The sequence below is a fragment of the Sphingosinicella xenopeptidilytica genome (assembly GCF_042676985.1).
GTDB lineage: Bacteria > Pseudomonadota > Alphaproteobacteria > Sphingomonadales > Sphingomonadaceae > Sphingosinicella > Sphingosinicella xenopeptidilytica.
In genome coordinates this window covers 104,843-129,927 of record NZ_JBHTIK010000001.1, presented here as the reverse complement: position 1 = coordinate 129,927, position 25,085 = coordinate 104,843, and the positions used below count along the sequence as shown (strand labels likewise).

25 protein-coding genes are annotated in these 25,085 nt (G+C 66.4%); 17 read left to right on the top strand and 8 right to left on the bottom strand.

Annotation, left to right across the window (positions count from 1 at the left end; all coding sequences use genetic code 11):
* Positions 1-3: 3 nt before the first annotated feature.
* Positions 4-1,743 (bottom strand): gamma-glutamyltransferase, encoded by a 1,740-nt coding sequence (ggt, locus tag ACFQ00_RS00665; RefSeq protein WP_381484745.1) that lies wholly within the window; start codon positions 1,741-1,743, stop codon positions 4-6.
* 53 nt (positions 1,744-1,796) lie between these two features.
* Positions 1,797-2,849, bottom strand: coding sequence for a quinone-dependent dihydroorotate dehydrogenase (locus tag ACFQ00_RS00660; protein WP_381484742.1), 1,053 nt, complete (start codon positions 2,847-2,849; stop codon positions 1,797-1,799).
* Positions 2,850-3,435: 586 nt separating this feature from the next.
* Here ACFQ00_RS00660 and ACFQ00_RS00655 point away from each other — a divergent pair.
* From ACFQ00_RS00655 to ACFQ00_RS00615, 9 genes are all read left to right on the top strand, one after another.
* The gene (locus ACFQ00_RS00655) at positions 3,436-4,284 is read left to right on the top strand and encodes an AraC family transcriptional regulator (protein ID WP_381484739.1); all 849 of its coding nucleotides are present in this window, start codon (positions 3,436-3,438) and stop codon (positions 4,282-4,284) included.
* A gap of 81 nt (positions 4,285-4,365) precedes the next feature.
* The gene (locus tag ACFQ00_RS00650) at positions 4,366-4,803 is read left to right on the top strand and encodes an SUF system Fe-S cluster assembly regulator (protein ID WP_374595883.1); all 438 of its coding nucleotides are present in this window, start codon (positions 4,366-4,368) and stop codon (positions 4,801-4,803) included.
* Positions 4,803-6,269, top strand: coding sequence for a Fe-S cluster assembly protein SufB (gene sufB, locus ACFQ00_RS00645; protein ID WP_381484735.1), 1,467 nt, complete (start codon positions 4,803-4,805; stop codon positions 6,267-6,269). Before ACFQ00_RS00650 ends, sufB begins: the two co-directional genes overlap by 1 nt.
* Positions 6,270-6,274: 5 nt before the next feature.
* On the top strand, positions 6,275-7,015 hold the full coding sequence (gene sufC, locus ACFQ00_RS00640) for a Fe-S cluster assembly ATPase SufC (protein ID WP_381485868.1): 741 nt from the start codon (positions 6,275-6,277) through the stop codon (positions 7,013-7,015).
* Positions 7,012-7,764, top strand: coding sequence for a SufD family Fe-S cluster assembly protein (locus tag ACFQ00_RS00635; RefSeq protein WP_381484732.1), 753 nt, complete (start codon positions 7,012-7,014; stop codon positions 7,762-7,764). Before sufC ends, ACFQ00_RS00635 begins: the two co-directional genes overlap by 4 nt.
* Positions 7,761-8,966: a cysteine desulfurase gene (locus ACFQ00_RS00630; protein ID WP_381484729.1), complete on the top strand. Its 1,206-nt coding sequence runs from the start codon at positions 7,761-7,763 to the stop codon at positions 8,964-8,966. The genes ACFQ00_RS00635 and ACFQ00_RS00630 overlap by 4 nt, the downstream gene beginning before the upstream one ends.
* Entirely contained in the window at positions 8,963-9,418 is a 456-nt protein-coding gene (locus ACFQ00_RS00625) for an SUF system Fe-S cluster assembly protein (RefSeq protein WP_381484726.1), read from the top strand. The genes ACFQ00_RS00630 and ACFQ00_RS00625 overlap by 4 nt, the downstream gene beginning before the upstream one ends.
* Complete coding sequence (locus tag ACFQ00_RS00620; protein WP_381484723.1) at positions 9,415-9,768, top strand: HesB/IscA family protein; 354 nt, start codon at positions 9,415-9,417, stop codon at positions 9,766-9,768. Before ACFQ00_RS00625 ends, ACFQ00_RS00620 begins: the two co-directional genes overlap by 4 nt.
* Before the next feature lie 24 nt (positions 9,769-9,792).
* Entirely contained in the window at positions 9,793-11,022 is a 1,230-nt protein-coding gene (locus ACFQ00_RS00615) for a dipeptidase (RefSeq protein WP_381484720.1), read from the top strand.
* A gap of 3 nt (positions 11,023-11,025) precedes the next feature.
* On the opposite strand, the gene ACFQ00_RS00610 is transcribed toward ACFQ00_RS00615, so the two are convergent.
* On the bottom strand, positions 11,026-11,640 hold the full coding sequence (locus ACFQ00_RS00610) for an FMN-dependent NADH-azoreductase (RefSeq protein WP_381484717.1): 615 nt from the start codon (positions 11,638-11,640) through the stop codon (positions 11,026-11,028).
* Between the two features lie 93 nt (positions 11,641-11,733).
* Here ACFQ00_RS00610 and ACFQ00_RS00605 point away from each other — a divergent pair, with 93 nt between their 5' ends.
* Positions 11,734-12,672 (top strand): LysR family transcriptional regulator, encoded by a 939-nt coding sequence (locus tag ACFQ00_RS00605; RefSeq protein ID WP_381484714.1) that lies wholly within the window; start codon positions 11,734-11,736, stop codon positions 12,670-12,672.
* Here ACFQ00_RS00605 and ACFQ00_RS00600 read toward each other — a convergent pair.
* The 3 genes from ACFQ00_RS00600 to ACFQ00_RS00590 form a co-directional block, all read right to left on the bottom strand.
* On the bottom strand, positions 12,669-14,297 hold the full coding sequence (locus tag ACFQ00_RS00600) for an ATP-binding protein (protein ID WP_381485866.1): 1,629 nt from the start codon (positions 14,295-14,297) through the stop codon (positions 12,669-12,671). The two genes, ACFQ00_RS00605 and ACFQ00_RS00600, sit on opposite strands and share 4 nt — an antisense overlap.
* Before the next feature lie 123 nt (positions 14,298-14,420).
* Complete coding sequence (locus ACFQ00_RS00595) at positions 14,421-15,167, bottom strand: TIGR02186 family protein (protein WP_381484712.1); 747 nt, start codon at positions 15,165-15,167, stop codon at positions 14,421-14,423.
* Entirely contained in the window at positions 15,164-16,078 is a 915-nt protein-coding gene (locus ACFQ00_RS00590) for a sulfite exporter TauE/SafE family protein (RefSeq protein ID WP_381484709.1), read from the bottom strand. The genes ACFQ00_RS00595 and ACFQ00_RS00590 overlap by 4 nt, the downstream gene beginning before the upstream one ends.
* A 163-nt stretch (positions 16,079-16,241) precedes the next feature.
* Between ACFQ00_RS00590 and ada the strand changes: the two genes are divergently transcribed.
* From ada to ACFQ00_RS00570, 4 genes are all read left to right on the top strand, one after another.
* Entirely contained in the window at positions 16,242-17,330 is a 1,089-nt protein-coding gene (gene ada / locus ACFQ00_RS00585; protein WP_381484706.1) for a bifunctional DNA-binding transcriptional regulator/O6-methylguanine-DNA methyltransferase Ada, read from the top strand.
* The gene (locus ACFQ00_RS00580; RefSeq protein ID WP_381484703.1) at positions 17,327-18,034 is read left to right on the top strand and encodes a 2OG-Fe(II) oxygenase; all 708 of its coding nucleotides are present in this window, start codon (positions 17,327-17,329) and stop codon (positions 18,032-18,034) included. The genes ada and ACFQ00_RS00580 overlap by 4 nt, the downstream gene beginning before the upstream one ends.
* Before the next feature lie 95 nt (positions 18,035-18,129).
* Positions 18,130-18,819, top strand: coding sequence for a MerR family transcriptional regulator (locus ACFQ00_RS00575; RefSeq protein WP_381484700.1), 690 nt, complete (start codon positions 18,130-18,132; stop codon positions 18,817-18,819).
* A 22-nt stretch (positions 18,820-18,841) separates the two neighbouring features.
* Entirely contained in the window at positions 18,842-19,915 is a 1,074-nt protein-coding gene (locus ACFQ00_RS00570; protein ID WP_381484697.1) for a diiron oxygenase, read from the top strand.
* Positions 19,916-19,917: 2 nt separating this feature from the next.
* Here ACFQ00_RS00570 and ACFQ00_RS00565 read toward each other — a convergent pair whose 3' ends face one another.
* On the bottom strand, positions 19,918-21,078 hold the full coding sequence (locus ACFQ00_RS00565; RefSeq protein ID WP_381484694.1) for a hypothetical protein: 1,161 nt from the start codon (positions 21,076-21,078) through the stop codon (positions 19,918-19,920).
* Complete coding sequence (locus ACFQ00_RS00560) at positions 21,078-22,490, bottom strand: glycosyl transferase family protein (protein WP_381484691.1); 1,413 nt, start codon at positions 22,488-22,490, stop codon at positions 21,078-21,080. The genes ACFQ00_RS00565 and ACFQ00_RS00560 overlap by 1 nt, the downstream gene beginning before the upstream one ends.
* Before the next feature lie 128 nt (positions 22,491-22,618).
* On the opposite strand from ACFQ00_RS00560, the gene ACFQ00_RS00555 reads away from it, so the two are divergent.
* From ACFQ00_RS00555 to ACFQ00_RS00545, 3 genes are read left to right on the top strand one after another with little or no spacing between them, the layout of a single operon-like run.
* On the top strand, positions 22,619-23,413 hold the full coding sequence (locus tag ACFQ00_RS00555) for a thymidylate synthase (protein WP_381484688.1): 795 nt from the start codon (positions 22,619-22,621) through the stop codon (positions 23,411-23,413).
* Entirely contained in the window at positions 23,410-23,925 is a 516-nt protein-coding gene (locus ACFQ00_RS00550; RefSeq protein ID WP_381484685.1) for a dihydrofolate reductase, read from the top strand. The genes ACFQ00_RS00555 and ACFQ00_RS00550 overlap by 4 nt, the downstream gene beginning before the upstream one ends.
* Positions 23,925-25,082: a dipeptidase gene (locus tag ACFQ00_RS00545; protein WP_381484682.1), complete on the top strand. Its 1,158-nt coding sequence runs from the start codon at positions 23,925-23,927 to the stop codon at positions 25,080-25,082. The genes ACFQ00_RS00550 and ACFQ00_RS00545 overlap by 1 nt, the downstream gene beginning before the upstream one ends.
* Positions 25,083-25,085: the final 3 nt, after the last annotated feature.

Genomic DNA, 25,085 nt, shown 5'->3' with positions numbered 1-25,085 from the left:
CGGCTAGAGCCCGGCGACTGCGCCCTCACTGCGCGGGTCGGCGCCGCCGATCCATCCCCTTGCTTTTCGTTGTACGCCATTCGCCTTCAGCGGCAGCTTCGCCGTTGTCGGCGCATGTCCCTTTGCGGTGAGCGCCGGGACCATCTCTTCGAGACGCGATCCGTCCTCGATGGTGAAACGGTCACCGGGCGCATAGACCTGCGGGAGCGCGATCGCGTCCTCCACGTCCATCTCCCAGTCGAGCACGCCGACGAGCGCCTTCGCGACCTGCGCGATGATCGTCGATCCGCCCGCCGCACCGATCGCGAGCACGGGCTTGCCCGCCGCGTCGTAAACGATGGTCGGCGCCATCGAGCTGCGCGGTCGCTTGCCCGGCTGCACGCGGTTCGGCGCGGGCTTGCCGTCCACCTCGGGCAGCATCGAGAAGTCGGTGAGCTCGTTGTTGAGGAAGAAACCGTTCACCGTAAGCCCGCTGCCCCACGTCCCCTCGATGGTGGAGGTGTAGCTCGCCACGTCGCCCTGCCGGTCGGCCGCCGCGAAGTGCGAGGTCGAAGGCACTTCTCCATCCGGCACGCGCGCCACGGCACCCGCGCCCGGCGGGGTTCCCGCGTCGACCTTCGCGGCGGCCTTCGCCGGGTCGATGAGCGCACCGCGCCCCGAAAGATAGGCGGGGTCGACAAGGCCGGCCGTCGGTACGGAGACGAAATCGGGATCGCCGAGATACGCCTCACGGTCCGCATAGGCGAGCCTCATGCTCTCCGCGATCAGGTGCCAACTTTCCGGGCTGCCGGGGCCGAGCGCCTTCAGGTCGAAGCGTTCGAGCTGTTTCAGGATGGCAAGCACGGTGGTGCCGCCCGAAGACGGCGGCGCCATGCCGCAGACACGCCACGTGCGATAGGTGCCACACACCGGATCGCGCCACACGGCCTTGTAGCCCGCAACGTCGCCCACGGTCATCGCCTGCGGATTCTTCGGCGCGCTCGCCACGGTGTTGACCAGCCGTGCCGCCTCGGCACCGCGATAGAAGGCGTCGGGGCCTTCTGCCGCCAGCTTTTCGAAGAAACGGGCGAGCATGGGGTTACGGATCGTCTCGCCGGCAAGGCGCGGCGTGTCGTCGGCACGGAAGAAGGTCGCCTTTGCCCATTCGGTCATGCCCGCGTGCTGCGGGCGCGCCGCCAGCATCTCGTGCAGCCGCGGGCTCATCTCGAACCCATCCCGTGCCAGCCGGATCGCCGGTTCGAACAGCTTCGCCCACGGCAGGCGGCCGAAGCGCGCGTGCGCCATCGCCATCAGCCGGATGTTGCCGGGTACGCCGACGCTTTTACCGCCGGGCACGGCCTCGCGGAACGGCATGGGTGTGCCGTCGGCATTCAGGAACATCGTGGGCGTTGCCGCCTTGGGCGCGGTTTCGCGCCCGTCGATCGTGTAGAGCTTGTCGCTCTCGGCATCGTGGTAAAGCAGGAAGCCGCCGCCGCCGATCCCCGACGACTGGGGCTCCACCACTGTCAGCACCAGCATTGTGGCAAGCGCCGCATCCGCAGCGCTGCCACCCGCCGTCAGCATCTCCTTGCCTGCATTCGCCGCGAGCGGGTGCGCCGCGGAAACGAGGCTGCTGTAAACGGGTGTGTCTTCGAAGGCCGGCGGCGGCAAGGCCGCGGATGGCGCGGGCGTCTGTGTGGCACAGGCGGCGAGGCCGAGGAAAAGCGCGCCTGTCGCGGCGCGTGCGATCGTATGCTTCAACACCCTGACGTCATAGGACGCTGGGGCGCGTGGGGGCAAGGCGTCAGCCGCGCCTTTTAGGCGTCGGCGCCTACGGCCTGCGAGACGCGTTCGAAGCCGTCTGCCCGGAGGTGCGCGGCGATCCCCGCCTTGATCGCGCCGACGAGGCTGGGGCCCTGATAGACGAGCGCGGTGTAGAGCTGCACGAGGCTCGCGCCCGCGCGGATCTTCGCATAGGCGTCGTCGGCGCTCGCGATACCGCCGACGCCGATCAGCGGCACAGCGCCCACGGTCGCCTGCCGGAAGGCGCGTAGCACCTCGGTCGAGCGTGCCATCAGCGGCCGTCCCGAAAGGCCGCCGGTTTCGGAGACGTGGCGGTTCTTCAGCGTGTCCGGCCGCGCGATGGTCGTATTCGAAACGACGAGACCATCGACGCCCGCCGCCACCACCGCGACCGCGATGTCGCCAATATCGGCGTCGGTGACGTCGGGGGCCACTTTCAGGAAGATCGGCGTCTTGCGATGGCCGCGCGCATCCATCACGCGGCCAAGCAGTTCGGCGAGCTCGTCCTTCGATTGCAGCGTGCGCAGGCCCGGCGTGTTGGGGGAGCTGATGTTGACCGTGATGTAGTCGACGAACGGCGCGGCGTGCTCCACCGAGAGCGCATAGTCGGCGATCCGGTCGCGCGAGTCCTTGTTGGCGCCGACGTTGAGCCCGGTCACGCCGCGCGGCCCCCGGTGCCAGGCGCGTTCCTTGAACTTGTCGAGCGCCTGTTCGAGGCCGTTGTTGTTGAAGCCGAGCCGGTTGATGACGGCCTGGTCTTCGGTCAGGCGGAACATGCGCGGCTTCGGGTTGCCCGGTTGCGGCAGCGGCGTCACCGTTCCCGCCTCCACGAAGCCGAAGCCGAGCCTCAAGAGCGGGTTCAGCACCTCGGCGTTCTTGTCAAAGCCCGCGGCGATGCCCACCGGGTTCGAAAAGCGCAGCCCCGCAACCGTCGTCCGCAGGCTGGGCGGGTCGTCCGCGATGCGCGACGGCGGCATCGCGGTCAGCAACCGCAACGTCAGGCGGTGCGCGCGTTCGGCATCGAGCTTGAAGAGGACGGGGCGGACCAGCCCGTAAGGGATCTGCATATGATGCAAGCCTTAGCGCAGGCAACGCCCGGTGGTCAAAAGGAAGCGCGCTCGGGGTGGCGCAAATGCGCGACTCGGCGCTCACCGCAAACCGCCTCCTTCGAGGAACTGCAGCCTGCGGCGATGAACGGGCATAAACCTCTGGATCGAAACACAAAGCCGGCCCGATGTCGGATTCGTACAATCCACGGTCAGGACCGCCCGCTAGGGTCCGCCTCGCGACTCAGGGGACGTCCTTTCTTCCGGTAACCAGCAGGCCGGAACGAACACGACCCTCACTTTCCGGCCCGGGCGTTTCAATGCGTCCGGGCCTTCTTTTTTCGCTCTCACGACGTTTTTGCGAACGGATCACAGCATTTTGACGGGGCTTTGACGGGGCCGCCCTAAACGCAGCCCTGCGACCCAAGGGTTCGTCTCCTATGCCTCAAGGCATTCACGACCCCGACTGACAGGGGGGTCCGTTCCAACCCGGACCCCCCGCTTTTTTGTCGGTCGCGAACTGCGACTCGCCGGGCGCCGCAAGCTTTGGTATCTGAGCCGAAACTTTCGGCTCAGGCAGGGTGCACGAAAGGCCGGTCGCAGTCTCATGTTCTCGATGCGTTACCACTCGCCAGCGCCGCCGCTTCGGCGGCTGCTTTCGAGCTATTATGTCGTCGAGATCGGCCCGGGACGCATCACCGACGTGATGCGGGCAGAGCTTCCCAATGTGCGCTTCGTGATTCGCGGCCATTCCGATCTCACCTGGCCCGACGGCAGCGTGCGGCGCAGCTATGGCGCCAGCCTGTTCGGCCCGCGCTGCCTGCCGCTCGGCATGGTGCTCGAAGGTCCGGCGCTGGTGTTCGGCGCCGGGATCATGTCCGATGGCTGGCTGCGCTTTTTCGGCGTCGATTCCGACGAGATGGCCGACGCGATGCTGCCCTTGGAGGACGTTGCGGGAAGCGCGGCGCGTTCGGCGCTGTGCCGGATGCAGAACGGCGTCACCGATCATGATCTTGTCGCGGCGGCAGACGCCTTTTTCCTGTCGATGGCACGGCGCCATGCCGCGCGACAGGACATCGGCTTCGGAATGCTGGTGGAAGACTGGCTGGTGCGCGGTAGTCCCGGCGGTGTCGATGCGCTGATCGGCGTGGCGGACCGCTCGGCGCGGCAGGTGGAACGCCTGTGCCGCCGCACCTATGGCGCGCCGCCCAAGCTGCTGATGCGCAAATATCGCGCACTGCGTGCGGCGGTCCAGATCAGCGTCGATCCCGATGCGCGCTGGTTCGATGTTGCGGGCGAGGACTTCTACGATCAGTCGCACTTCATCCGCGAGTTCCGCACGTTCGTGGGCATGACACCCACGCAGTTCGCGGCGAACGGGGCTGCGGTGATGAGTCACAGCATTCGCCTGCGCCGCCAGCTTCCGACGCTTCCCAGGCTCTCGCTCGTCAGCTAGAGGCACCTCGCCGCTTGACTCGGGCGCGGCGCGCCCCACATAAGCCGGACCGAATTCGTCTGATTTAGCGCCGGAGCGTCCGTGATCCGCCTGACCAACCTTGCCGACTATGCGGTCGTCGTGATGACGGCGGCGGCGCGCGCGCCCGATCGTCGCTTTTCCGCCGCCGAGCTTGCCGCCGAAACCGGCGTGCCCGCGCCCACGGCGGCAAAGCTCACCGGCATTCTCGCGCGCGCAGGGCTGCTTGATTCGGCGCGCGGCGTCACCGGCGGTGTCCAGCTTGGGCGCGGCGCAGCAGAGATCAGCATTGCCGACATCGTCGAGGCGGTGGACGGCCCCATCGCCATCGCCCAGTGCCTGCACGACAAATCGTCGGACTGCGCGCTCGAATCGAGCTGCGCGGTGCGCCCGCACTGGTCGCTTATCAACGTGCGCGTGCGCGAGGCGCTCAGCGACGTGAGCCTCGCCGCCATCGTTGCCGCCGAACGCGCGAACCAGCGCATCGGGGAGCCCGCCTGATGGCCGCGAACGAACAGGCGCTCGCGCTCGCCAAGGAGCAGTCGAAGTACAAGTGGGGCTTCTCGTCCGACATCGAATCCGATTTCGCGCCGAAGGGTCTCGACGAGGATACTGTCCGCTTCATCTCGGCGAAGAAGGCTGAGCCGGAATGGATGCTGGAATGGCGCCTCAAGGCATTCCGGCTCTGGCAGGGCATGGAAAGTCCGGACTGGGCGAAGCTCTCGATCCCGCCGATCGACTATCAGGACGCCTATTATTATGCGGCGCCGCGCAAGAAGCCGACGCTGAAGTCGCTCGACGAGCTCGATCCCGAGATCCTGCTCACCTACCAGAAGCTCGGCATCCCCATCGAGGAGCAGAAGGTGCTCGCTGGCGTCGAGGGCGCGCGCAAGGTCGCCGTCGACGCGGTGTTCGATTCGGTCTCCGTCGCCACCACCTTCCGCGAGGAACTGAAGCGCGCCGGCGTCATCTTCCTGTCGATCAGCGAGGCGATCCGCGAATATCCGGACCTCGTGAAGAAGTATCTCGGCGCGGTCGTTCCCGTGCGCGACAACTTCTTCGCCTGCCTCAACAGCGCGGTCTTCTCGGACGGCACCTTCGTCTACGTGCCCGAAGGCGTCCGCTGCCCGATGGAGCTGTCGACCTATTTCCGCATCAACGCGGAGAACACCGGCCAGTTCGAGCGCACGCTGATCATCGCCGACAAAGGGGCGTATGTCTCTTACCTCGAAGGCTGCACCGCGCCGCAGCGCGACGAGAACCAGCTCCACGCCGCGGTCGTCGAGCTGGTCGCGCTCGAGGACGCGGAGATCAAATATTCCACCGTCCAGAACTGGTATCCGGGCGACGAGAACGGCAAGGGCGGCATCTACAACTTCGTCACCAAGCGCGCGCATTGTCGCGGAGATCGTTCCAAGGTGTCGTGGACACAGGTCGAAACCGGCTCGGCGATCACGTGGAAATATCCGTCCTGTGTGCTGTCGGGGAAAGACAGCGTCGGCGAGTTCTATTCGGTCGCGCTCACCAACAACATGCAGCAGGCCGATACCGGCACGAAGATGATTCATCTGGGCGCGGGCTCGCGCTCCACGATCATCTCAAAGGGCATTTCGGCGGGCAAGTCGAACAACACCTACCGCGGCCTCGTCCGCGTTGGTCCCTCGGCCGAAGGCGTGCGCAACTTCACGCAGTGCGACAGCCTTTTGCTCGGCAGCGAATGCGGCGCGCACACTGTCCCTTACATCGAGGTGAAGAACCCCAGCGCGCAGATCGAGCACGAGGCGACGACCTCGAAGATCAGCGACGACCAGCTCTTCTACGCCCAGTCGCGCGGCCTCGACCGCGAGGCGGCGGTGGCGCTCATCGTCAATGGTTTCGCCAAGGAGGTGCTCCAGCAGCTCCCGATGGAATTCGCCGTGGAGGCACAGAAACTCCTCGGCATCAGTCTGGAAGGAAGCGTCGGCTGATGGCCATGCTCAACATCGAAAACCTCCACGCCAACGTCGGCGACAAGGAAATCCTCAAGGGCCTGACGCTCGAAGTCGGCGCCGGCGAGGTCCATGCCATCATGGGGCCGAACGGCTCGGGCAAGTCGACGCTCGGCTATGTGCTCGCCGGCCGCGAGGGTTACGAGGCGACATCGGGTTCGGTGACGTTCGATGGCAAGGATCTGCTCGCGCTCGAACCGCATGAGCGCGCGGCCGCCGGCTTCTTCCTCGGGCTCCAGTACCCGGTTGAAATCCCCGGCGTCTCCAACCTCAATTTCCTGCGCACCGCGCTCAACGCCCAGCGCAAGCTGCGCGGCGAGCCGGACGTCTCGGCCGCCGATTTCATGCGCCTCGCGCGCACCGAGGCGGATGCCTTCGATCTCACCATGGATCACATGAAGCGCGGCGTGAACGTCGGCTTCTCGGGCGGTGAGAAGAAGCGCAACGAGATGGTGCAGATGGCGCTGCTCGCGCCAAAGTTCGCGGTGCTCGACGAGACCGATTCCGGCCTCGACATCGATGCGCTGAAAACCGTGGCCGGCGGCATCAACCGCCTGCGTTCGCCGGAGCGCGGCTTCCTGCTCATCACGCACTACCAGCGCCTGCTCGACTATGTGAAGCCGGACAAGGTGCACGTCCTCTCGGGCGGCCGCATCGTCCGCTCCGGCGGGCCTGAGCTGGCGCACGCGCTCGAACGCGAGGGCTACGGAGAGCTGGCGGCGTGAACGCCCTGCCGCTCCCCACCCGCCGCGACGAGGCATGGCGCTACAGCGACCTTGAGGCGTTGGGCGAGGTCTGGCCGTCGGGCGTCGTGTGGGAACGCATCGCCGTTCCGGCCGGAGAAACCCGCGCGCTCACGCTCGTGGCGGATGCCGCGCAGCCCGTGTCGGTGCGCGACTGGACCGTCACCATCGCCGACGGCGCCCGCCTCGATCTCCACATCCTCAATCTGGGCGGCCGCTATGGCCGCGTCGCGCTCGACGTCACGCTCGGCGAAGGATCGCATTTCGAACTCGGCGCCGCGCAGGTCGGCGGCGGCAAGGCCACGCTCGAAATCGTCACCCATGTCCGCCACGCCGCCCCCGGCGCCACCAGCCGCCAGACCGTGCGCACCGTGCTCGCGCAGCAGGCCACCGGCACCTACCTCGGCAAGGTCGCCGTCGATCGCGGCGCGCAGAAAACCGATGCCGCGCAGTCAGTGAAGGCGATGCTGCTCGATCGCACCGCGACGGCGAACGCCAAGCCCGAGCTTGAGATCTTCGCCGACGACGTGAAGTGCGCGCACGGCGCCACCGTCGGCGAGCTGGACGCGACGCAGTATTTCTACCTGACGAGCCGGGGCCTGCCCCCTGCAGAGGCGAAGCGCCTGCTCCTGCAAGCCTTCCTCGCCGATGCCTTTGCGGGCATGGACGATGCCGGCGCGCGCGAAACGCTGGAAGCGGCGTCGCTCGCCGCGCTGGAGCGGCTCGCATGAACGCGCTGACGCCGATCACCGTCTCGCGCCGCGCCGATTTTCCGGGTGTTGGAGCGTGGGCCTATCTCGATTCCGCCGCGACCGCGCAGAAGCCGCAGGCCGTGATCGACGCGATCGCCGCCGCTTACGGCTCCGAGTATGCGACCGTGCACCGCGGCGTCTACGCGCGCTCGGCGACGATGACGGAGCGCTTCGAAGCGGCGCGGAACACCGCCGCGCGCTTCATCAACGCCGCCAGCGCGAACGAGATCGTCTTCGTGCGCGGGGCGACCGAAGCGATCAATCTCGTCGCGCAGACGTGGGGGATGAACCTCAAGGCCGGCGACCGCATCCTGCTGACGCGGCTGGAGCATCATTCGAACATCGTGCCGTGGCAGCTGCTGCGGGACCGCACCGGCATCGAGATCGACGTCGCGACGCTCACCGCCGACCACCGCATCGATGAAGCTGCGCTGGAGGCGATGCTCACCCCCGCGCACAAGCTCGTCGCCGTCGCGCATGTCTCGAATGTGCTCGGCTCGGTGGCCGACATCGCCCGCATCGCCCGCGCCGCGCACGCTGTGGGTGCGAAGCTGCTCGTCGATGGTTGCCAGGCGGTGCCGCGCATGGGTGTGGACGTGCAGGCGCTCGGCGCGGATTTCTACGCCTTCTCAGGCCACAAACTCTACGGACCCACCGGCATCGGCGTGCTGTGGACGCGCGGGGATGTCCTCTCCGCGATGCCGCCGTGGCAGGGCGGCGGCTCGATGATCGAGACGGTGACGTTCGAGAAAACCACCTACGCGCCAGCGCCGACACGCTTCGAGGCGGGCACGCCGCATATCGTCGGCGCGGTCGGGCTCGCCGCCGCGATGGATTATGTGTCAGCGATCGGCCTCGACACCATCGACGCGCACGAACGGCACCTCGCGGGTCTCGCGCGCGCTGAACTGCGCAAGGTCAATTCGCTGCGCCTGTTCGGACCCGAGGATTCGAGCGGCATCGTTAGCTTCGCGATGGAGGGGGTGCATCCCCACGACATCGGCACCATATTGGATGAGGAAGGCGTCGCCATCCGCGCCGGGCACCACTGCGCCCAGCCGCTGATGGAGGCGCTCGGCGTGCCGGCCACGGCGCGGGCCAGCTTCGGCGTCTACAGCGATGAAAGCGATGTCGAGCGGCTGCTTCGCGGCATCGCGCGGGTGAAGAGGATTTTCGGATGAGCGAGGACACGCGGCCCTACACCGTCGAAAACGTCGACGCCGCGCCTTCGGCGCCGGAGCGCCCCGTGCTTCAGGAAGCGCGGCGCAAGGCCGATTATCTCGAAGGCTTTCTCAGCCAGAAGCCTGCCGCGCCCGATCCCGGCAGCCCGGGCGGCGAGGTCTACGATCAGGTCATCCAGGCGCTGCGCGAGATTTACGATCCCGAGATTCCGGTGAACATCTACGATCTCGGGCTGATCTACGGCGTCGATATCGCCGATGATCACGTCGTCGTCACCATGACGCTGACGACGCCGCACTGCCCGGTCGCCGAATCGATGCCCGCCGAGGTCGAAATCCGTGTCGGCAGCGTGCCGGGCGTCGGCTCGGCAGAGGTCAACCTCGTCTGGGATCCGCCGTGGGACCCGCAGAAGATGTCCGACGAGGCGAAGCTGGAGCTTGGAATGCTATGAGCACGATCGTTCGAGAACGCCCGGCGCCCATCGCGCTCACCGAGAACGCCCACGCGCGCATCGCCGCGATGATGGCGCGCGCGCCCGAAGGCACGCTCGGCGTGCGCCTGTCGACGCCCCGGCGCGGCTGCTCGGGCCTTGCCTACAGCATCGACTATGTCGCCGAGGCGAAGCCGGGCGACGAGCGTATCGAAACGCCGGGCGGCACGCTCTTCGTCGACGGCGGCTCGCTGCTCTATCTGATCGGCAGCCGCATGGACTGGAAGGAAGACGATTTCGCCGCCGGCTTCGTCTTCGAAAATCCCAACGCCAAGGGCAGTTGCGGCTGCGGCGAGAGCTTCACGGTCTAGGAATCCCGCTTTAGGGTGGCGCGCATGAAACCGATCCACCTCGCCGCCGCCCTCGCCCTCCTCCTCCCGACACCCGCAGCGTCTCAGTCGTCGCCCTCCATTGTCCCCGCTCCGATCATCGACGGCCACAACGACCTGCCGTGGGCGCTCCGCCAGCTGAACGGCAGCCGCACAAGCGATTTCGATTTCCGCAACCTGCCGGAGCGGCTGCGCGGCAAGATCGTCACCGATTTCACGATGCTGAAGGCGGGCGGCGTCGGCGGCCAGTTCTGGTCGGTCTACGTTCCCGCCGATACCGAAGGCCCGGAGGCTGTTCGCCTGACGATCGAGCAGATCGACATCATGCAGCGCCTCATTGATGCCAACCCGTCGATGCTCACCAAGGCCGCCACGGTCGCCGACTTCGAGCGCGCGATGAAGGCGGGCAGGATCGCTTCGGTGTTCGGTGTGGAGGGCGGCCATTCGATCGGCAATTCACTCGGCGTGCTGCGCCAGTTCCACGCCCTCGGTGCGCGCTACATGACGCTCACGCACGGCAAGACGACGGCGTGGGCAGACAGCGCCACCGATGCGCCCAGGCACAACGGCCTCGCACCCTTCGGCAAGGAGGTGGTGCGCGAGATGAACCGCCTCGGGATGCTCGTCGATCTCAGCCACGTGACACCCAAGGTGATGCACGACGCGCTCGACGTCAGCGCGGCGCCGGTGATCTTCAGCCATTCGTCGGCGAAGGCCGTGCAGAACCGCCCGCGCAATGTGCCGGACGACGTGCTCGTCCGCCTCAAGGACAATGGCGGCGTCATCATGGTGTTCTTCGCCCAGGATGCGGTGACGGAAACCGTGGCGGCATGGCACCGTGAGCTGGCGGCGCAGAAGGCTCGGCTCGGCTATGATCACCCGGATCGGCCGGACCTTGTCGAGAAAGGCCTCGCGGACTGGCAGGCTGCAAATCCGCAACCTCATGCGAACGTTGCGCAGGTGGCCGACCATATCGATCATATCCGCAAGGTGGCGGGGATCGACGTCATCGGCATCGGTTCTGATTTCGATGGGCTGCCGAGCTATCCGGATGGGCTCGGCACGGTCGCCGATTACCCTGCGCTCTTCGCGGAGCTTGCGAAGCGTGGCTATTCAAAGGCCGATCTCGCGAAGATCGCCAGCGGCAACATCCTGCGTGCGATGCGGCAGGCGGAAAAAGTCTCGGCCCGGCTCAAGGCTGAGCGCGGGCCGAGCGAGGTCAGGTTCGCGGGCTAAACACTAAGCGGCCAGCGCGAACCCCTCTGCACCGAGTTTCTTGATTTCATCAGCCGCAGCGGCGAGCGATTCCGTGCGCGCTTCGGGCGAAATCGCCAGGCGTTCGGCGCGGACGAACGTGATGTCGGTGATGCCGATGAAGTTCAGCATGGTGCGGATGTGCGGCTCCTGCGCGTCGAGCGCCTTGCCGTCCCCTTCGCTGTAGAAGCCGCCGCGCGTCTCGACGACGACGACGCGCTTGCCGGCAAGGTGCCCGACGGGGCCTTCCGCCGTATAGTGGAAGGTGACGCCGGCGCGCAGCACGCGGTCGAACCAGCTCTTGAGGTTGGAGGTGATGCCGAAGTTGTACATCGGTGCGCCGATCACAACGACATCCGCAGCCTGAAGCTCGGCGATAAGCGCATCGGAAAGCGCGCGTTCGGTGGCCGCTTCCGGCGTATCCGCGCCGCTGAAACCGCCGAGCGTGGTGCCCGAAAGATGCGGCAGGGGGCTCCCGCCGACGTCGCGGATCGTGACGTTCGCGTTCGTTCCGACGGCGGTGAGGAAATCGGCGATCAGGCTCCGCGACGCCGATGCGTCGCCGAGTACGCTGCTTTGCACGACAAGAATATTCTGCATGGGTCTGGTCCTTGTTCTCGGTTGCAGAGCCATAGCTAATGTGCGACCGGTGTTGCCGATAGCGCAGCAACACGAACACCGGAGTTGCAGGAAATGGAACAGTCGAGCGACCTTTCCGATATCGCGGCGCTGGTTGCCGTTGTCGAAACCGGCAGCTTCAGCCGTGCCGCGGAGCGCCTCGGTATTTCCAAGTCGATCGTCAGCCGCCGTGTCGCACGGCTTGAAGCCGCGCTCGGCGCCCGCCTGCTGACACGCACCGCGCAGGGCGCGCGGCCAACGGATGTTGGCGTGGACTATTTCGGCCGCGTTCGGGAAGCGATTGCGGGCCTCGAAGCGGCGCGCGATGCGGTTGCCGCCGCGATGGCCGAGATCGCGGGGCCGATCCGCCTTTCCGCGCCGCTTTCGTTCGGCCTCGCCTATCTCGCGCCCGCGCTTGCGGAATTCGCCGCCGCGCATCCCCGGGTCGAGTTCGACATCGCCTTCGACGACCGCCGCGCCGACATCATCGGCGAAGGGCTCGATCTGGCCGTTCGCATCGGCCAGCTTGTCGATTCGACGCTCATCGCGCGCAAGCTCGCGCCGATCCGTGCCGTCGCGATTGCGAGCCCCGCCTATCTCGCGCGCATGGGAACACCGTCGCATCCGCGCGAAATCGCGGATCACGATCTGCTGCAATATACAAACGTCGCACCTTCGGAGACGTGGCGGTTCGAGATTGATGGGCGCAGCGAATATGTGAAGGGCCGTATGCGCCTGCGCTCCAACAGTGGAGAGATGCTGCTCGCCGCCGCAGAGGCGAGTCTCGGCATCGCCATGCTGCCCACCTTCATCGCCTCTCCTGCGATCACCAAGGGAAGCGTGGAGATCGTGCTCGGGGACTGGGCGCCGGGTGAAACCGGCCTTTATGCTGTCATGCCGCCCGGGCGCAGCGCGACGGCGCGGGTGCGTGCGCTTGTCGATTTCCTCGCCGCCCGCTTCGGCCCCGAACCGACGTGGGATCCGTGCTGGACCGCGATGAAGGCCGCTGGCTAGCCGCGACCCTGCCCGCGCCAGCGATGGATGGTGCGGCTGAGGATTCCGGCTTCGTCGCCTTCTTCGGTCCAGAGCTGACTGAACAGCGGATCGTCTGACGCCGGGCGAAGCTGCGCAGCAAGATCGTCGAGCCGCACGCGGATCGGGATCGAAACACCCTCGCCGCAGATGATGCATTCGCGGTTGCGGAGCGCCGGGATCGAATCGAGGAAGCCGCGCGCGCCTTCGGGCATGGCGTTGCGCACATACATCTGGTCGCGCTCGTTGTTGAGGCGCATCGAGATGATCGTGCCGCACTGCGAGAGCACGCCTTCAGCAAGGTCCGACGGACGCTGCGTGATGAGGCCGAGCGAGACGCCGTATTTGCGGCCTTCCTTGGCGATGCGTTCGAGAACCTTGCGAACGGCGACACCCTTCGTCTCGCGGTCGGAAGGCACGTAGCGGTGCGCCTCTTCGCAGACGAGCAGGATCGGCCGCTGCGGCTCGCGGCGCGCCCAGATCGCATAGTCGAACACCATGCGCGCGAGCACCGCGACCACAACGGTCACGATGTCGGACGGCACGCCCGACAGGTCGACGATCGAGATCGGCTTGCCCTCCGCCGGCAGCCGGAAGATCTTCGAAAGGAACGGCGCCATCGAATCCGAAACGAGCAGGCCGTTGAACATGAACGCGTAGCGCGGATCGCCCTTCAGCTCCTCGATCTTGGTTTTGAGCCGCATGTAGGGGCCGAGGTCGCTGGCCTTGTCGAGCTTGCCCATCTGCGCATTGATGGCGCCGAGCAGGTCCGAAAGCAGGTAGGGCACCGGCGAATCGACCGTCATCTTGCCGAGCGATTCGGCGATGCGGCTCTTGGACCGCGCGGCGAGCAGGCACTTGGCCAGCACGTCCATGTCCTTTTCGCGCTCGGAACCGTCGGTGGTGATGAAGACCTCGCAGTGTTCCTCGAAGTTCATCAGCCAGTAGGGCAGGTTGAGGTTGTCGACGTTGAAGATCATGCCGTTCGAGCTGAACGCCGCGGCATATTCGCCGTGCGGATCGAGCATCATGATGTGGCCCTTGGGCGCCTTCTCGACGATGCGGTGCAGGATGAGCGCGGCGCTCGTCGATTTACCCGTACCGGTGGAGCCGAGCAGCGCAAAGTGCTTGCCGAGCATCGCATCGATGAGCAGTGAGCCGCGCACGTCTTCGGTGGGATAGACGGTGCCGATCTCGATGTGCGGCCGGTCCTCGGCGGCGAACACCAGCACGAGGTCGACGCGCGAGACGGTGAACACCTCGTCGCCCGGCACGGGATAGCGCGTCACGCCGCGGCGGAACGCCTTCATCGATCCGGTCGCGGGGTCTTCGGGGCCTTCGCCGAGAAAGTCGATGTGCGAGAGAATGATAGAGCCCGCCTCGTCCATGCGCATGTCGCGGACGTTGCCGAGCAGCCAGAGGTCGCCGACGCGCATCTTCACCTGGCTGCCGACCTGCCCGGACATGGCAACGGTCGCGTCCTCGTGGCCGGTGATCGCCTTCAGCTGCGTCGGGTCGAAGCTGCAGATCGCGGAACCGCCGGCAATCTCGCGCACGCGGCCGATCACGCACGTGCTCGGCAGGCTTGTGGCCTTTTCAGGCTGCATGAAGACGTTGTGACCATCGGCCGACGACGGGTTCATCGGCATGAACGACTGATCCAAGACGTACTCCTTCACTGCGACAAGGCTTTGCCGCAGTGGTGTAACAGCGAAGGGATAAGGAAGCGTTTATCGCCGCGTAAAGAGCCCGGCGGTCCAGCCGAGCAGCAGCGCCAGCACGACCGCGAGCAGCCCGTAGGAGAAACTGTGCTCCTCGGCGGCGACCGAAACCTGCCGTTCGAAGCCGGATTTGTCGATGCTGATCTCGCGCATGGCGCTTGCCACCACCTTGCCCTCGTCGATCAGGTGGATTTCGACCGTGTAATTGCCCACCGGCACCTGGCTCGGGATCTGGATGCGGGCGCGGTAGAGCACGTTTTCGGTGAGTTCGACCCCCTGCGCGTCGTCCGAATACAGGCCCTCGCGGCGGCGGAGGCTGAGGAAGCCCTGCTCGAACGTGCGGATATCGCCGGAATCGCTCGAAACTGGCGAAAGCTGCAGGTGCGAGAGGCCGAGTTCATAGATCGCGGCCGTCTCGTCGTTGACCAGCTCCGAAATCGGGCGTGTCGTTGCGACGCTATAGAACGACGGCGCCGTCTCGAACCGAACGGAGCGCGTGTTGATCCAGATGCCCGCGACGCGCGCCTTGCGCCGCACCGTCACCGCTTCCGGCGGTCCGCGGACGATCACTGCGATATCGGGGGGCTCGTCGGGCGTCTGGCCGCCCGGATACTGGATCGCGCCGAAGATCAGCAGTTCGGCACCGGCGAAGCTGTAGACGATGTCGATCTTGCTGTGGCTGATATCGGTGATCAGCCGCGGCGGTGCTGCCGCCGAGAGCAGCAGCAGGAGCAGGGGCAGCAGGAGCCGCTTCATTCGGCATAGACCGAATAGAGCTCGCTCGGCGTCCAGGTGAGGCCGACCAGCAGGCGGATCGCCACTGCGATCACGAGCAGCGCGAGCCCGAAGCGCAGTTTTTCAGGCGGTAGCCGCTGCGCCATCCGCGCGCCGATCTGCGCGCCGATGACGCCGCCGATGAGAAGCATCAGCGCAAGCACGATATCGACCGTCTTCGATTGTACGGCGTGCATCAGCGTGACCGCGGCGGTCGTGAACACGATCTGGAACAGCGAGGTGCCGACCACGACCGAGACGGACATGCCGAGCAGGTAGATCATCGCCGGCACCATGATGAAGCCGCCGCCGATACCCATGATGAAGGTGAGGATGCCGACCACAACGCCGATGCCGAACGGCGCGAGGGGCGAGATGTAGAGGCCCGATTTGTAGAAGCGCATCTTCCACGGCAGCGCCGAGATGAACGGGATGTGCGGGTGCAATTTCACGCGGCGGATTTCGCCGGCGCGCGAGCGCCGCAGCGTCTGCCAGGATTCGACAAGCATCAGCCCGCCCATCGTCGACAGGAACACCACGTAGATCAGGGAGATGGTGATATCGATCTGGCCGATTTTCTGGAGCAGCTTGAACACGTAGGAGCCGATCCCGGAGCCCACCACGCCGCCCGCCACGAGGACGGCGCCCATCTTGGGATCGACGCCGTTGCGCCGCCAGTGCGCAAGCGCGCCGGAAACGCTCGACCCGGTGATCTGCGTGGCGGACGAAGCCACCGCGATGGCCGGCGGAATGCCGTAGAAGATCAGCATCGGCGTGGTCAGGAATCCGCCGCCGACGCCGAACATGCCGGACATGAAGCCGACGAGAACGCCGAACCCCACAATCACCAGCGAATTGACGCTGAGTTCGGCGATCGGGAGATAGATGTCCATGCCGTCCTGACTAACCCAGCGGGGAGTCGCCCGCCACCACCTTTGCCGCCAACATGCGCCTGTATCGAGACAAAATTTGGGCCGTGCGTATCGCTGCAAGGATCGGAACGCCTGCTGCTTCCGCGGCGCCTAGCTTGCGGGCCTGTCCAAAAAGGAGGAGCAGATGATCATGGAAACGGAATTGGCCGATCAGCCGCAATTCTGGGATGCCGTCGTAGGGCGGGATCGCGCGTTTGACGGGCGGTTCGTCTATGCCGTGAAACGGTCGGGGGTTTATTGCCGCCCGTCGTGCCCGGCGCGGACGCCGAAGCCCGAAAACGTGCGCTTTTATGCAAACGGTACGGCTGCCGAGGCGGATGGCTACAGGGCCTGCCTGCGCTGCCGTCCCGGCGCGTTCGAGGGGCGCGATCCGGCAGCGGAAAAGATGACGGCGCTCGCGCGCTATATCGAGGCGAATGCCGACACGCCGCTGCCGCTCGCCCGCCTTGCGGAGATCGCGGGTCTCAGCAGCTTCCAGGTGCAGCGGGCGTTCACGGCGGTGATCGGCGTCAGCCCGAAAGCGTTCCAGACCGCGCTCAGGATGAAGCGGCTGAAGGCAAGCCTGAAGGAGGGCGATGGTGTCGCCGGTGCGATCTTCGAGGCGGGTTTCGGATCGACGAGCCGCGCCTACGAAAGGATGGACGGCCATCTCGGCATGACCCCCGCGGCCTACCGCGCGGGCGGCGCTGGCGAGACGATCGCGTGGGCGTGCCGCTCCACCGGTCTTGGCCTGCTGCTGATGGCGGCGACGACGCGGGGCGTTTGCGCGGTCGATTTCGGCGACGATGAAAACGCGCTCGTCGCGCGGCTGCAGGCCGAATTCCCGCGCGCCGACATCGTGTCCTCGGATGCCGCCGGGTCGCCGCAGCTCGATGCCTGGATCGAGGCGCTTCGGGCGCATCTCGCGGAGGGTGCGCCGCATCCCGATATCCCCGTCGATCTGCGCGGCACGGCGTTCCAGATGAAGGTCTGGCGCTTCCTGCTCAGCGTACCGAGCGGCACCGTCGTTTCCTATGCGGAAGTCGCCGCCGGGATCGGCGCGCCCAGTGCCGTCCGCGCCGCGGCGTCCGCCTGCGGTGCGAACCGGGTCGCCGTGCTGGTGCCCTGCCACCGCGTTCTGCGCGGAAACGGCGGTATCGGCGGCTATCGCTGGGGTGTGGAACGGAAACGCACGCTGCTGGAGGCCGAGCGCCGAAGGGAGCGGGCGGCGTGACACACGCCGAGAGTGTCGATGCGCTCGATTGGACGGCGCTTGAAGCCATGCTCGAAGAGCGCAGCTATGCGGTGACGCCGCCGCTGCTGGATGCAGAAGCGTGCGCCGCGCTCGCAGCGCGCTACGGAGACGACGCGGCGTTTCGCAGCACGGTGGTGATGGGCCGGCACGGTTATGGGCAGGGCAGCTACCGCTACTTCGCCTACCCGTTGCCGCCCGTCATCGCGGCGCTGCGCGAGGCGCTTTATCCACACCTCGCGCGGATCGCGAATGGCTGGGCAGCGCGGCTCGGCCTGCCTGCGGATTGGCCGCTGACACACGCGGCGCTGCTCGAACGCTGCCGCGCCGCCGGGCAGGTGCGGCCGACGCCGCTTCTGCTCCGCTATGGGCCTGGCGACTACAACTGCCTGCATCAGGATCTTTACGGCCCGGTGCATTTCCCGCTGCAGGCGGTCGTCCAACTCGATCGGCCGGGCACGGATTTCGATGGCGGTGCGCTCATCCTCGTGGAAAATCGCCCGCGCCGCCAGTCCCGCTGCGAGGCGGTTCTGGCGCCGCAGGGTGCGGTCACGATCCTGCCGGTGCGGGACCGGCCGCGGCAGGGTCCGCGTGGCGCGTATCGAACGCAGCTTCGCCACGGCGTTTCCAGCATCGAACGGGGAGAGCGGCGCGCGCTCGGGATCATCTTTCACGATGCGCTCTGAAGCCAGGCGGGACCCTATCAGATTTTGCGTATTACAACTCCGCAAAATCTGATAGCTTCCGAGTCGTGCTCAGGAGGGAGATGCACGGCGTGCGAATGCGCGAACTTGAACGGCTGACAGGCGTGGGGCGGGAAACCATCCGCTTCTACATCCGCGAAGGCCTGCTCCCCGAACCCGACCGTGCGAGCGCGAACAGCGCCTTTTACAACGACATGCACGTCGCGCGGCTGAAGGCGATCAAGCGCCTGCAAGAGGAACGCTTCCTGCCGCTCGCGATCATCCGCACGCTGCTCGATGGGGAAGATGGCGACCGCTGGCTCCATGCCGATGCCTTCCCCGATCTCGACGCCATGCTGCGCGCCCGGCTCGATACCGGCGGCGAGGGCGCGACGCTGGAAGAGCTTGCCGCCCAGACCGGCTTCACGATCGATGAGCTTGGCCGTGCGGTGGAGGAGGGCGTGCTCTGCCCCGATCGCGACGGCCGCTTCGGGCCGCGCGATCTTGCCGTTGCACGCTGCCTCAAGGAGCTGAACGTCATCGGCTTCACCGAGGAACGTGGCTTTGTCGGCGGCGGCGCCATGTACGCGCAGTTCGTCGAATGGCTCGTGGGGCAGGAAATGCGCATGTTCTTCGAGAACACGGCGGGCAAGATCGGCGACGAGGAAGCGCTGACCATGGCCGAGCGCGGCATCTCCACCATCAACGAAATGCTGAGCCTGATGCGGACGCGGGAAATCCTCCGTCAGCTGGAGGCGCGGCGCAGGATCGCCAACGACAACATATGATCCATTGGGAAGAGGATACGTCATGGCTTTTGCGGATCTGTACCGGCTGACCCCGAACGGCCCGACCTGGAACGTTGCGCAGGAATTCCAGACGGTTTTCGATTTCGAATATTCCGACGATCGCAGCGATCTCCTCAGCCTCTATGCCAAGGGCAAGAAGATGCAGTGGGATGCGGCCGAACGCATCGACTGGTCGCAGGATCTCGATTGGGAAAATCCGCAGGGTATGCCGGAACAGACCATCGGCATCTTCGGCTCTCCTATGTGGGAGAAGATGTCGAAGCAGGAGCGCGTCGAGCTGCGCCGCAACATGCAGGCGTGGTCGGTTTCGCAGTTCCTGCACGGCGAGCAGGGTGCGCTCATCTGCTCGGCGAAAATCGTGCAGCAGGTGCCCGACCTTGAAGCGAAGTTCTACGCCTCCACGCAGACGATCGACGAGGCGCGGCATGTGGAGGCCTACAAGCATCTGATCGAGAAGATCGGCATGAGCTATCCGATCACCGGCCCGCTCGCGACGCTGCTCGAACAGGTGCTCGAGGACAAGCGCTGGGACATGACCTACCTTGGTATGCAGGTGGTAATCGAGGGGCTGGCGCTCGCCGCGTTTGCGGGCATCCGCGACATGTCGACCTCGTCGCTCGCCGGCGCCGTCAACGCCTATGTGATGCAGGATGAAGCGCGCCACGTCGCCTTCGGCCGCCTCACCTTGCGCGAATATTATCCGCACCTGACAGCGGCAGAGAGGAAGGAGCGCGAGGAGTTCCTCGTCGAGGCCTGTTACCACATGCGCGACCGGTTCCAGTCGCGCGAGGTCTATGAGACTCTTGGCCTTGACGTTGGCGAGTGCATCGCCTGGGCGGATGAGAGCGAAGGCGCGCGCAACTTCCGCAACCACCTTTTCAACCGCATCGTTCCCGTCGTTGCCGACATCGGCCTGTGGGGCGAGACCGTGCAGCGCGGTTATGCCCAGATGGGCGTCCTCGACTACGTGAACGTCGATGTCGATGCGCTGCAGGCGAACGACGAAAAGATCGCCGAGGATTTCGACGCGCGCCGCAGGAATATCGAGGAGGTGGCCGGCGTTGCCGCCGAATAGGTTCAGAACCGCGTCGCGACGGTGAGCGTCGGGCCGCTGCCCGGCGCGGCATCGCCCGCGATGCGGAACCGGTATTCGCCGCGAAGCTCGATCGTACCCTTGCCGATCTGCTGTGAAAGCTGAGCGCCGGGGCCGAGTTCGAGGCGCGACGCCGTGCGGGTTTCGCCGTCCTGCACGCTGCCCCAGACACCGCCGCCGATGCCGATCCGCGTCCCCTTGCGCATCGCGACCGGATACAGCGCGAGCGCTTGCGCACCTGCAAAACCGTCCCGGCTGCTCGCGCCCACGATACCGGCTTCGGCATAGCCGCTGAGATCGAGCGGGAGCTTCGCGTCCGCTGTGTGCCACGCGCCGCCGGAGACGCGGATGGCCCACGCATCCCGCCCCTCGCGGCCAAGGGCGATCAGCCGTTCTGCGCCAACAGCCGGCCCGCCCCGCCCAAGCGGCATCCACGCGGCACCGATCGCCGCCTGCGTGCTGCGGCCTTTGGGGCTCAGTCCGTCGTGCGCGATCGCAAGGCGGCCGAAGAGTTCGATCGGGCGCTGCGCCAGCGGATCGGGCGTGTAGCCGAGCCGAATGCCGCTCTGCGCGCCGCCGAGCAGTGGCCGGTCGCTGACAAGGCCGGAGGCGCCCTCGCGAACGAGGCTGTAGGCATCCATGCGCCAGCGTTTGCGCAGTGCGGAAAGCTCGGCGCGCCAGGCTGCGGCATTCGGGTGTCGGGGATCGGCGGCAAGCGCGGAGGCGAAGCCCTGTGCGGCCGCGCGCCTGTCGCCCCCGGCGAGCGCGCGATAAGCAGTCTCTGCGCTTCCGAATGCCGTATCCGTGCCGCCGAATCGGGCTGCCGACACCGGTGGAGCGTCGCTCTCGGTGTCCGGCCGGTGTGCGTCAGGCGGCGCAGCGGCGCCTGCGATTATCGTTTCCGCATCATGCTCAGGCGCGGAATGCATCGCGACGAGCCGTCCAGCGAGCGCGGGTGCGTCGGAAGCGGCGAGTGGCACAAGCGCATGCATGGCCGGAACGGGCTGGGCAGATCGCGCCTGCGTTGCAGCCCCTCGCCGCGCGGAGAGCATCGCCGCATAGGTCACGCTGGCTTCATCGAAGCGCCAGACCGCCCACATGGCGAGCGTGATCGAAAGCATGGCGAAGGCGCGGACCGGGCGCATCAGTCGTGCGCCAGCTTTTCCGGGAACCGGTGCGCGGTCTTTTCCCACACCGGCGCCGTTTTCCGGATCGCGCCGCGCACATAGAGCGCGGAGGCCCTGAGCGCTGCGAGGAAGTTCACGATGTTGCCGATGAAGGCGCGGGGGAGAGCGCGGACGGCTTCGATGATGCCGTGCTGGCGCCCTGTGAACATCATGCGCATGGCAAGCCGCCAGGCGAGCAGGATGGTCGTGAGGCGAAGCAGCCCGTGGAGCGCCGAGCCGGGTTCGACGACGGCGGGCAGCAGGCGTGCGTCCGGCACCGTGCCCTTCAGCACGATCGCGGCCGCGTAGGCGAGCGCCGCCACATAGGCGACGATCACGACGAGCGCGTTCAAAAGCGCCTTGCGGTCCCGCATCAGCATGTAGCGCGCGGCGAGGCCGCCCTGCCAGCCGATCCGGTCCCAGCCTTGGAGCGCGATGCCGAGCAGCCAGCGCGATTTCTGCCGCACGGCGGCTTCGAGCGTCGCCGGGAAATGCTCCCGCGTCGTCACGTGCGGCGCACCGGCGCGGCCGGGGATGCGAACGAAGATCGCCTTGCCGCCGCGCGCATGGATGCGGTGGCCGAGTTCGTAATCCTCGGTCAGCGAGATGGGATCGAACGGCGCCCCACCAAGGTCGTCCGCGATCCAACCCATCATCGCGCGCTCGAAACCGCAGGCGACGCCGGCGGCGGGGATCGCGGCGCCGATCGCCTCGCGCACCACCATGTCCTTGGTGTGGCTTTCGGCAAATTCGTCGAGATAATGACCGGCGATCCAGCGCGACTCCGCGTCCGCGAAGGGAACCACCGGCAATTGCACCATCGCCTTTGCCGGGATCAGATAATCGATGACGCCAAGCTCGCGCGGATGCACCACATCTTCGGCGTCGTGCAGCACGATCGCCTTGAAGCGCACGCCATAAGCCTCTTCGTGCCGGCACATCGCGCGCCAGATGGCATTCAGGCAATGTGCCTTCGTCGTGGGGCCATCCCGCTCGACGACGACGAGAGCGATGCGCGGATCAGCAAGCCCGGCAACGACGCGCAGCGTCGCCGCGTCATTCGGATAGACGCCGACGAACACCCGGTAATGCGGAAAGATCATGCGCCGCGTGAATGCGCCGAGCATCGGCCCGATAACCTCCGCCTCGTCCCACGCCGGAACGAACACGGCGATCGGTGCCGATCTCGTTCCGCCGTCGGGAAGCGAGCGCGCGTCGCTGCGCCTGCGCACGCGGTAGACCGTCATCCGCCGCCAGATCTGGCGCGCGAAATAGAGCATGTCGAAAAGCAGATCATCGAGACTCGATACGGCAACGCCCACCGCCGCGAGAAGCAGCAGCTCTCGCGTCAGCAGCCAGTATCCGGCCAGCCAGACGTATGGATCCCCCAACGCTGAACGATCCCCCCGTTCAGAAACGTGTCCGTAATGAAAGCTGTTCGCACCGATTCGGCAAGCGCTTAATTTTGAAGGATTTGTGGTGCTCGCCAAGCGACCTTCCCCGGCGTATACCTGCACCCATGCAGCAATATCTCGATCTTCTCGCCCGCGTCCGCCGCCACGGCACGCAGCGCGGCGACCGTACAGGCACGGGCACGCTCAGCGTTTTCGGGCACCAGATGCGCTTCGATCTCGCCGACGGTTTCCCGATGCTGACGACGAAGAAGCTGCACCTGAAATCGATCGTGCACGAGCTGCTGTGGTTCCTCGCGGGGGACACCAACATCCGCTATCTGAAAGAAAACGGCGTCTCGATCTGGGATGACTGGGCGGACAGCGAAGGCGAGCTCGGCCCCGTCTACGGGAAGCAGTGGCGCCGCTGGGAAACACCGGACGGGCGGGTGATCGATCAGATTTCGAACCTCGTCGAGATGATCCGCCGCAATCCCGAATCGCGGCGCCTGATCGTCTCGGCATGGAATGTCGCGGAGGTGGACAGCATGGCGCTGCCGCCCTGCCACTGCCTGTTCCAGTTCTACGTCGCGGAAGGGCGACTTTCCTGCCAGCTCTACCAGCGCAGCGCAGATGTGTTCCTCGGCGTGCCCTTCAACATCGCGTCTTACGCGCTCCTCACGCAGATGATGGCGCAGGTGACCGGCCTGAAACCGGGCGAATTCATCCACAGCTTTGGTGATGCGCACCTCTACCTCAACCATCTGGAGCAGGCCGACCTGCAACTCACCCGCCGCCCGATGGCGCTCCCGGAAATGCGCATCAACCCGGACGTGAAGGACATCTTCGGCTTCCGCTACGACGACTTCGAACTCGTCGGCTACGAGGCGCACCCGCACATCAAGGCGCCGGTGGCGGTGTGACCCCGACATACCGGCCGGACATTGTTCTCGTCGTTGCGCGTGCCGACAACCGGGTGATCGGCAAGGACGGCGCGATGCCGTGGCATCTTTCCGAAGACCTGAAGCGCTTCAAGCGGATCACCGTCGGCAAGCCGGTGATCATGGGCCGCAAGACCTTCGAATCGATCGGCAAGCCGCTGCCGGGACGGCACAATATCGTGCTCACGCGCCAGCCGGGCTGGCAGGCGGAGGGCGTGACCGTGGTGCCGAATCTGGCCGAGGCGATCGCGGCGGCGGGCCTTGATCCGCGCACACGCGCCGATGCGATCATGGTGGTGGGCGGCGCGGAGATCTATGCGCAGGCGCTGCCCTTCGCAACGCGCATCGAGCTCACCGAAATCCACGCTGCGCCCGAAGGCGATACCTATTTTCCAGAGCTTGATCCCGCGCGCTGGCGTGAGACCTTCCGCGAAGTTCATCCGGCGGGGGAGACGCACCCCGCCTTTGATTTCGTGACGCTGGAGGCGGCTTGATGGCGAAGGTGAAGGTGCGCAGACGGCGCTGGCCGTGGATCGTGGCGGCGCTGGTCGCCCTCGCCGTCATCCTCTTCTTCGGCCTCGCGCCCGGCATCCTCGAGCGCTCGATGAACCGCATCGCGGGTTCGGGCGAATGGACCGTGAGCCCCGCCGCGCAGGCGCTGCACGACCGGCTCGTGATCGCCGATCTCCACTCGGACACGCTGCTTTGGAAACGCGATCCCGAAGCGCGCGCAGAGCGCGGTCATGTCGATCTGCCGCGGCTTCAGGACGGCAACGTGAAGCTGCAGGTCTTCTCCTCCGTCACCAAGACGCCGAAGGGTCAGAACTACGAAGCGAACGGCGCCGATACCGACAACATCACCATGCTCGCCATCGCGCAGCTCCAGCCGCCGCGCACATGGGATTCGCTGCTTCAGCGCTCGCTCTGGCACGCCGAGCGGATGCAGCGCGCGAAGGGCTACAGGCTCGTGCAGACGGTCCGCGATCTCGATGCGCTGCTCGCGGACAGGACCGCGACCGGCGCGCTCCTCTCGATCGAGGGCCTGCAGAATCTCGAAGGCAAGCTCGGCAACGTCGATGTGCTGTTCGATGCGGGCTACCGCATGGCGGGCCTCACGCACTTCTTCGACAACGAACTCGCGGGCTCGATGCACGGGCTCGAAAAGGGCGGGCTCACCCCGCTCGGCCGCGACGTCATCCGCCGCATGGAGGCGAAGGGCATGGTTGTCGATCTCGCCCACGCCAGCCACAAGACCGTCGCCGAGGCGCTGAAGCTGGTGACGAAGCCGGTCGTCTACAGCCACGGCGGCGTCAAGGCGACGTGCAACACCAACCGCAACCTCACCGATAATGAGATCAGGGGTATCGCCGCGACAGGCGGCGTCATCGGCATCGGCTTCTGGGACGCCGCCGTGTGCGAGCCGACCCCGCAGGCGACGGCGCGCGCGATGCGCCACGTGCGCGATCTCGTCGGTATCGATCACGTCGCGCTCGGCTCGGACTGGGACGGCGCGACGACCGTGGGCGTCGATGCCGCGCACCTTCCGGCGGTCACACAGGCGCTTCTCGATCAGGGTTTCACCGAAACCGAAATTGAGAAGGCGATGGGCGGCAACGTGCGCCGCGTGCTCCGCGCCACCTTGCCGCGCTAAGCC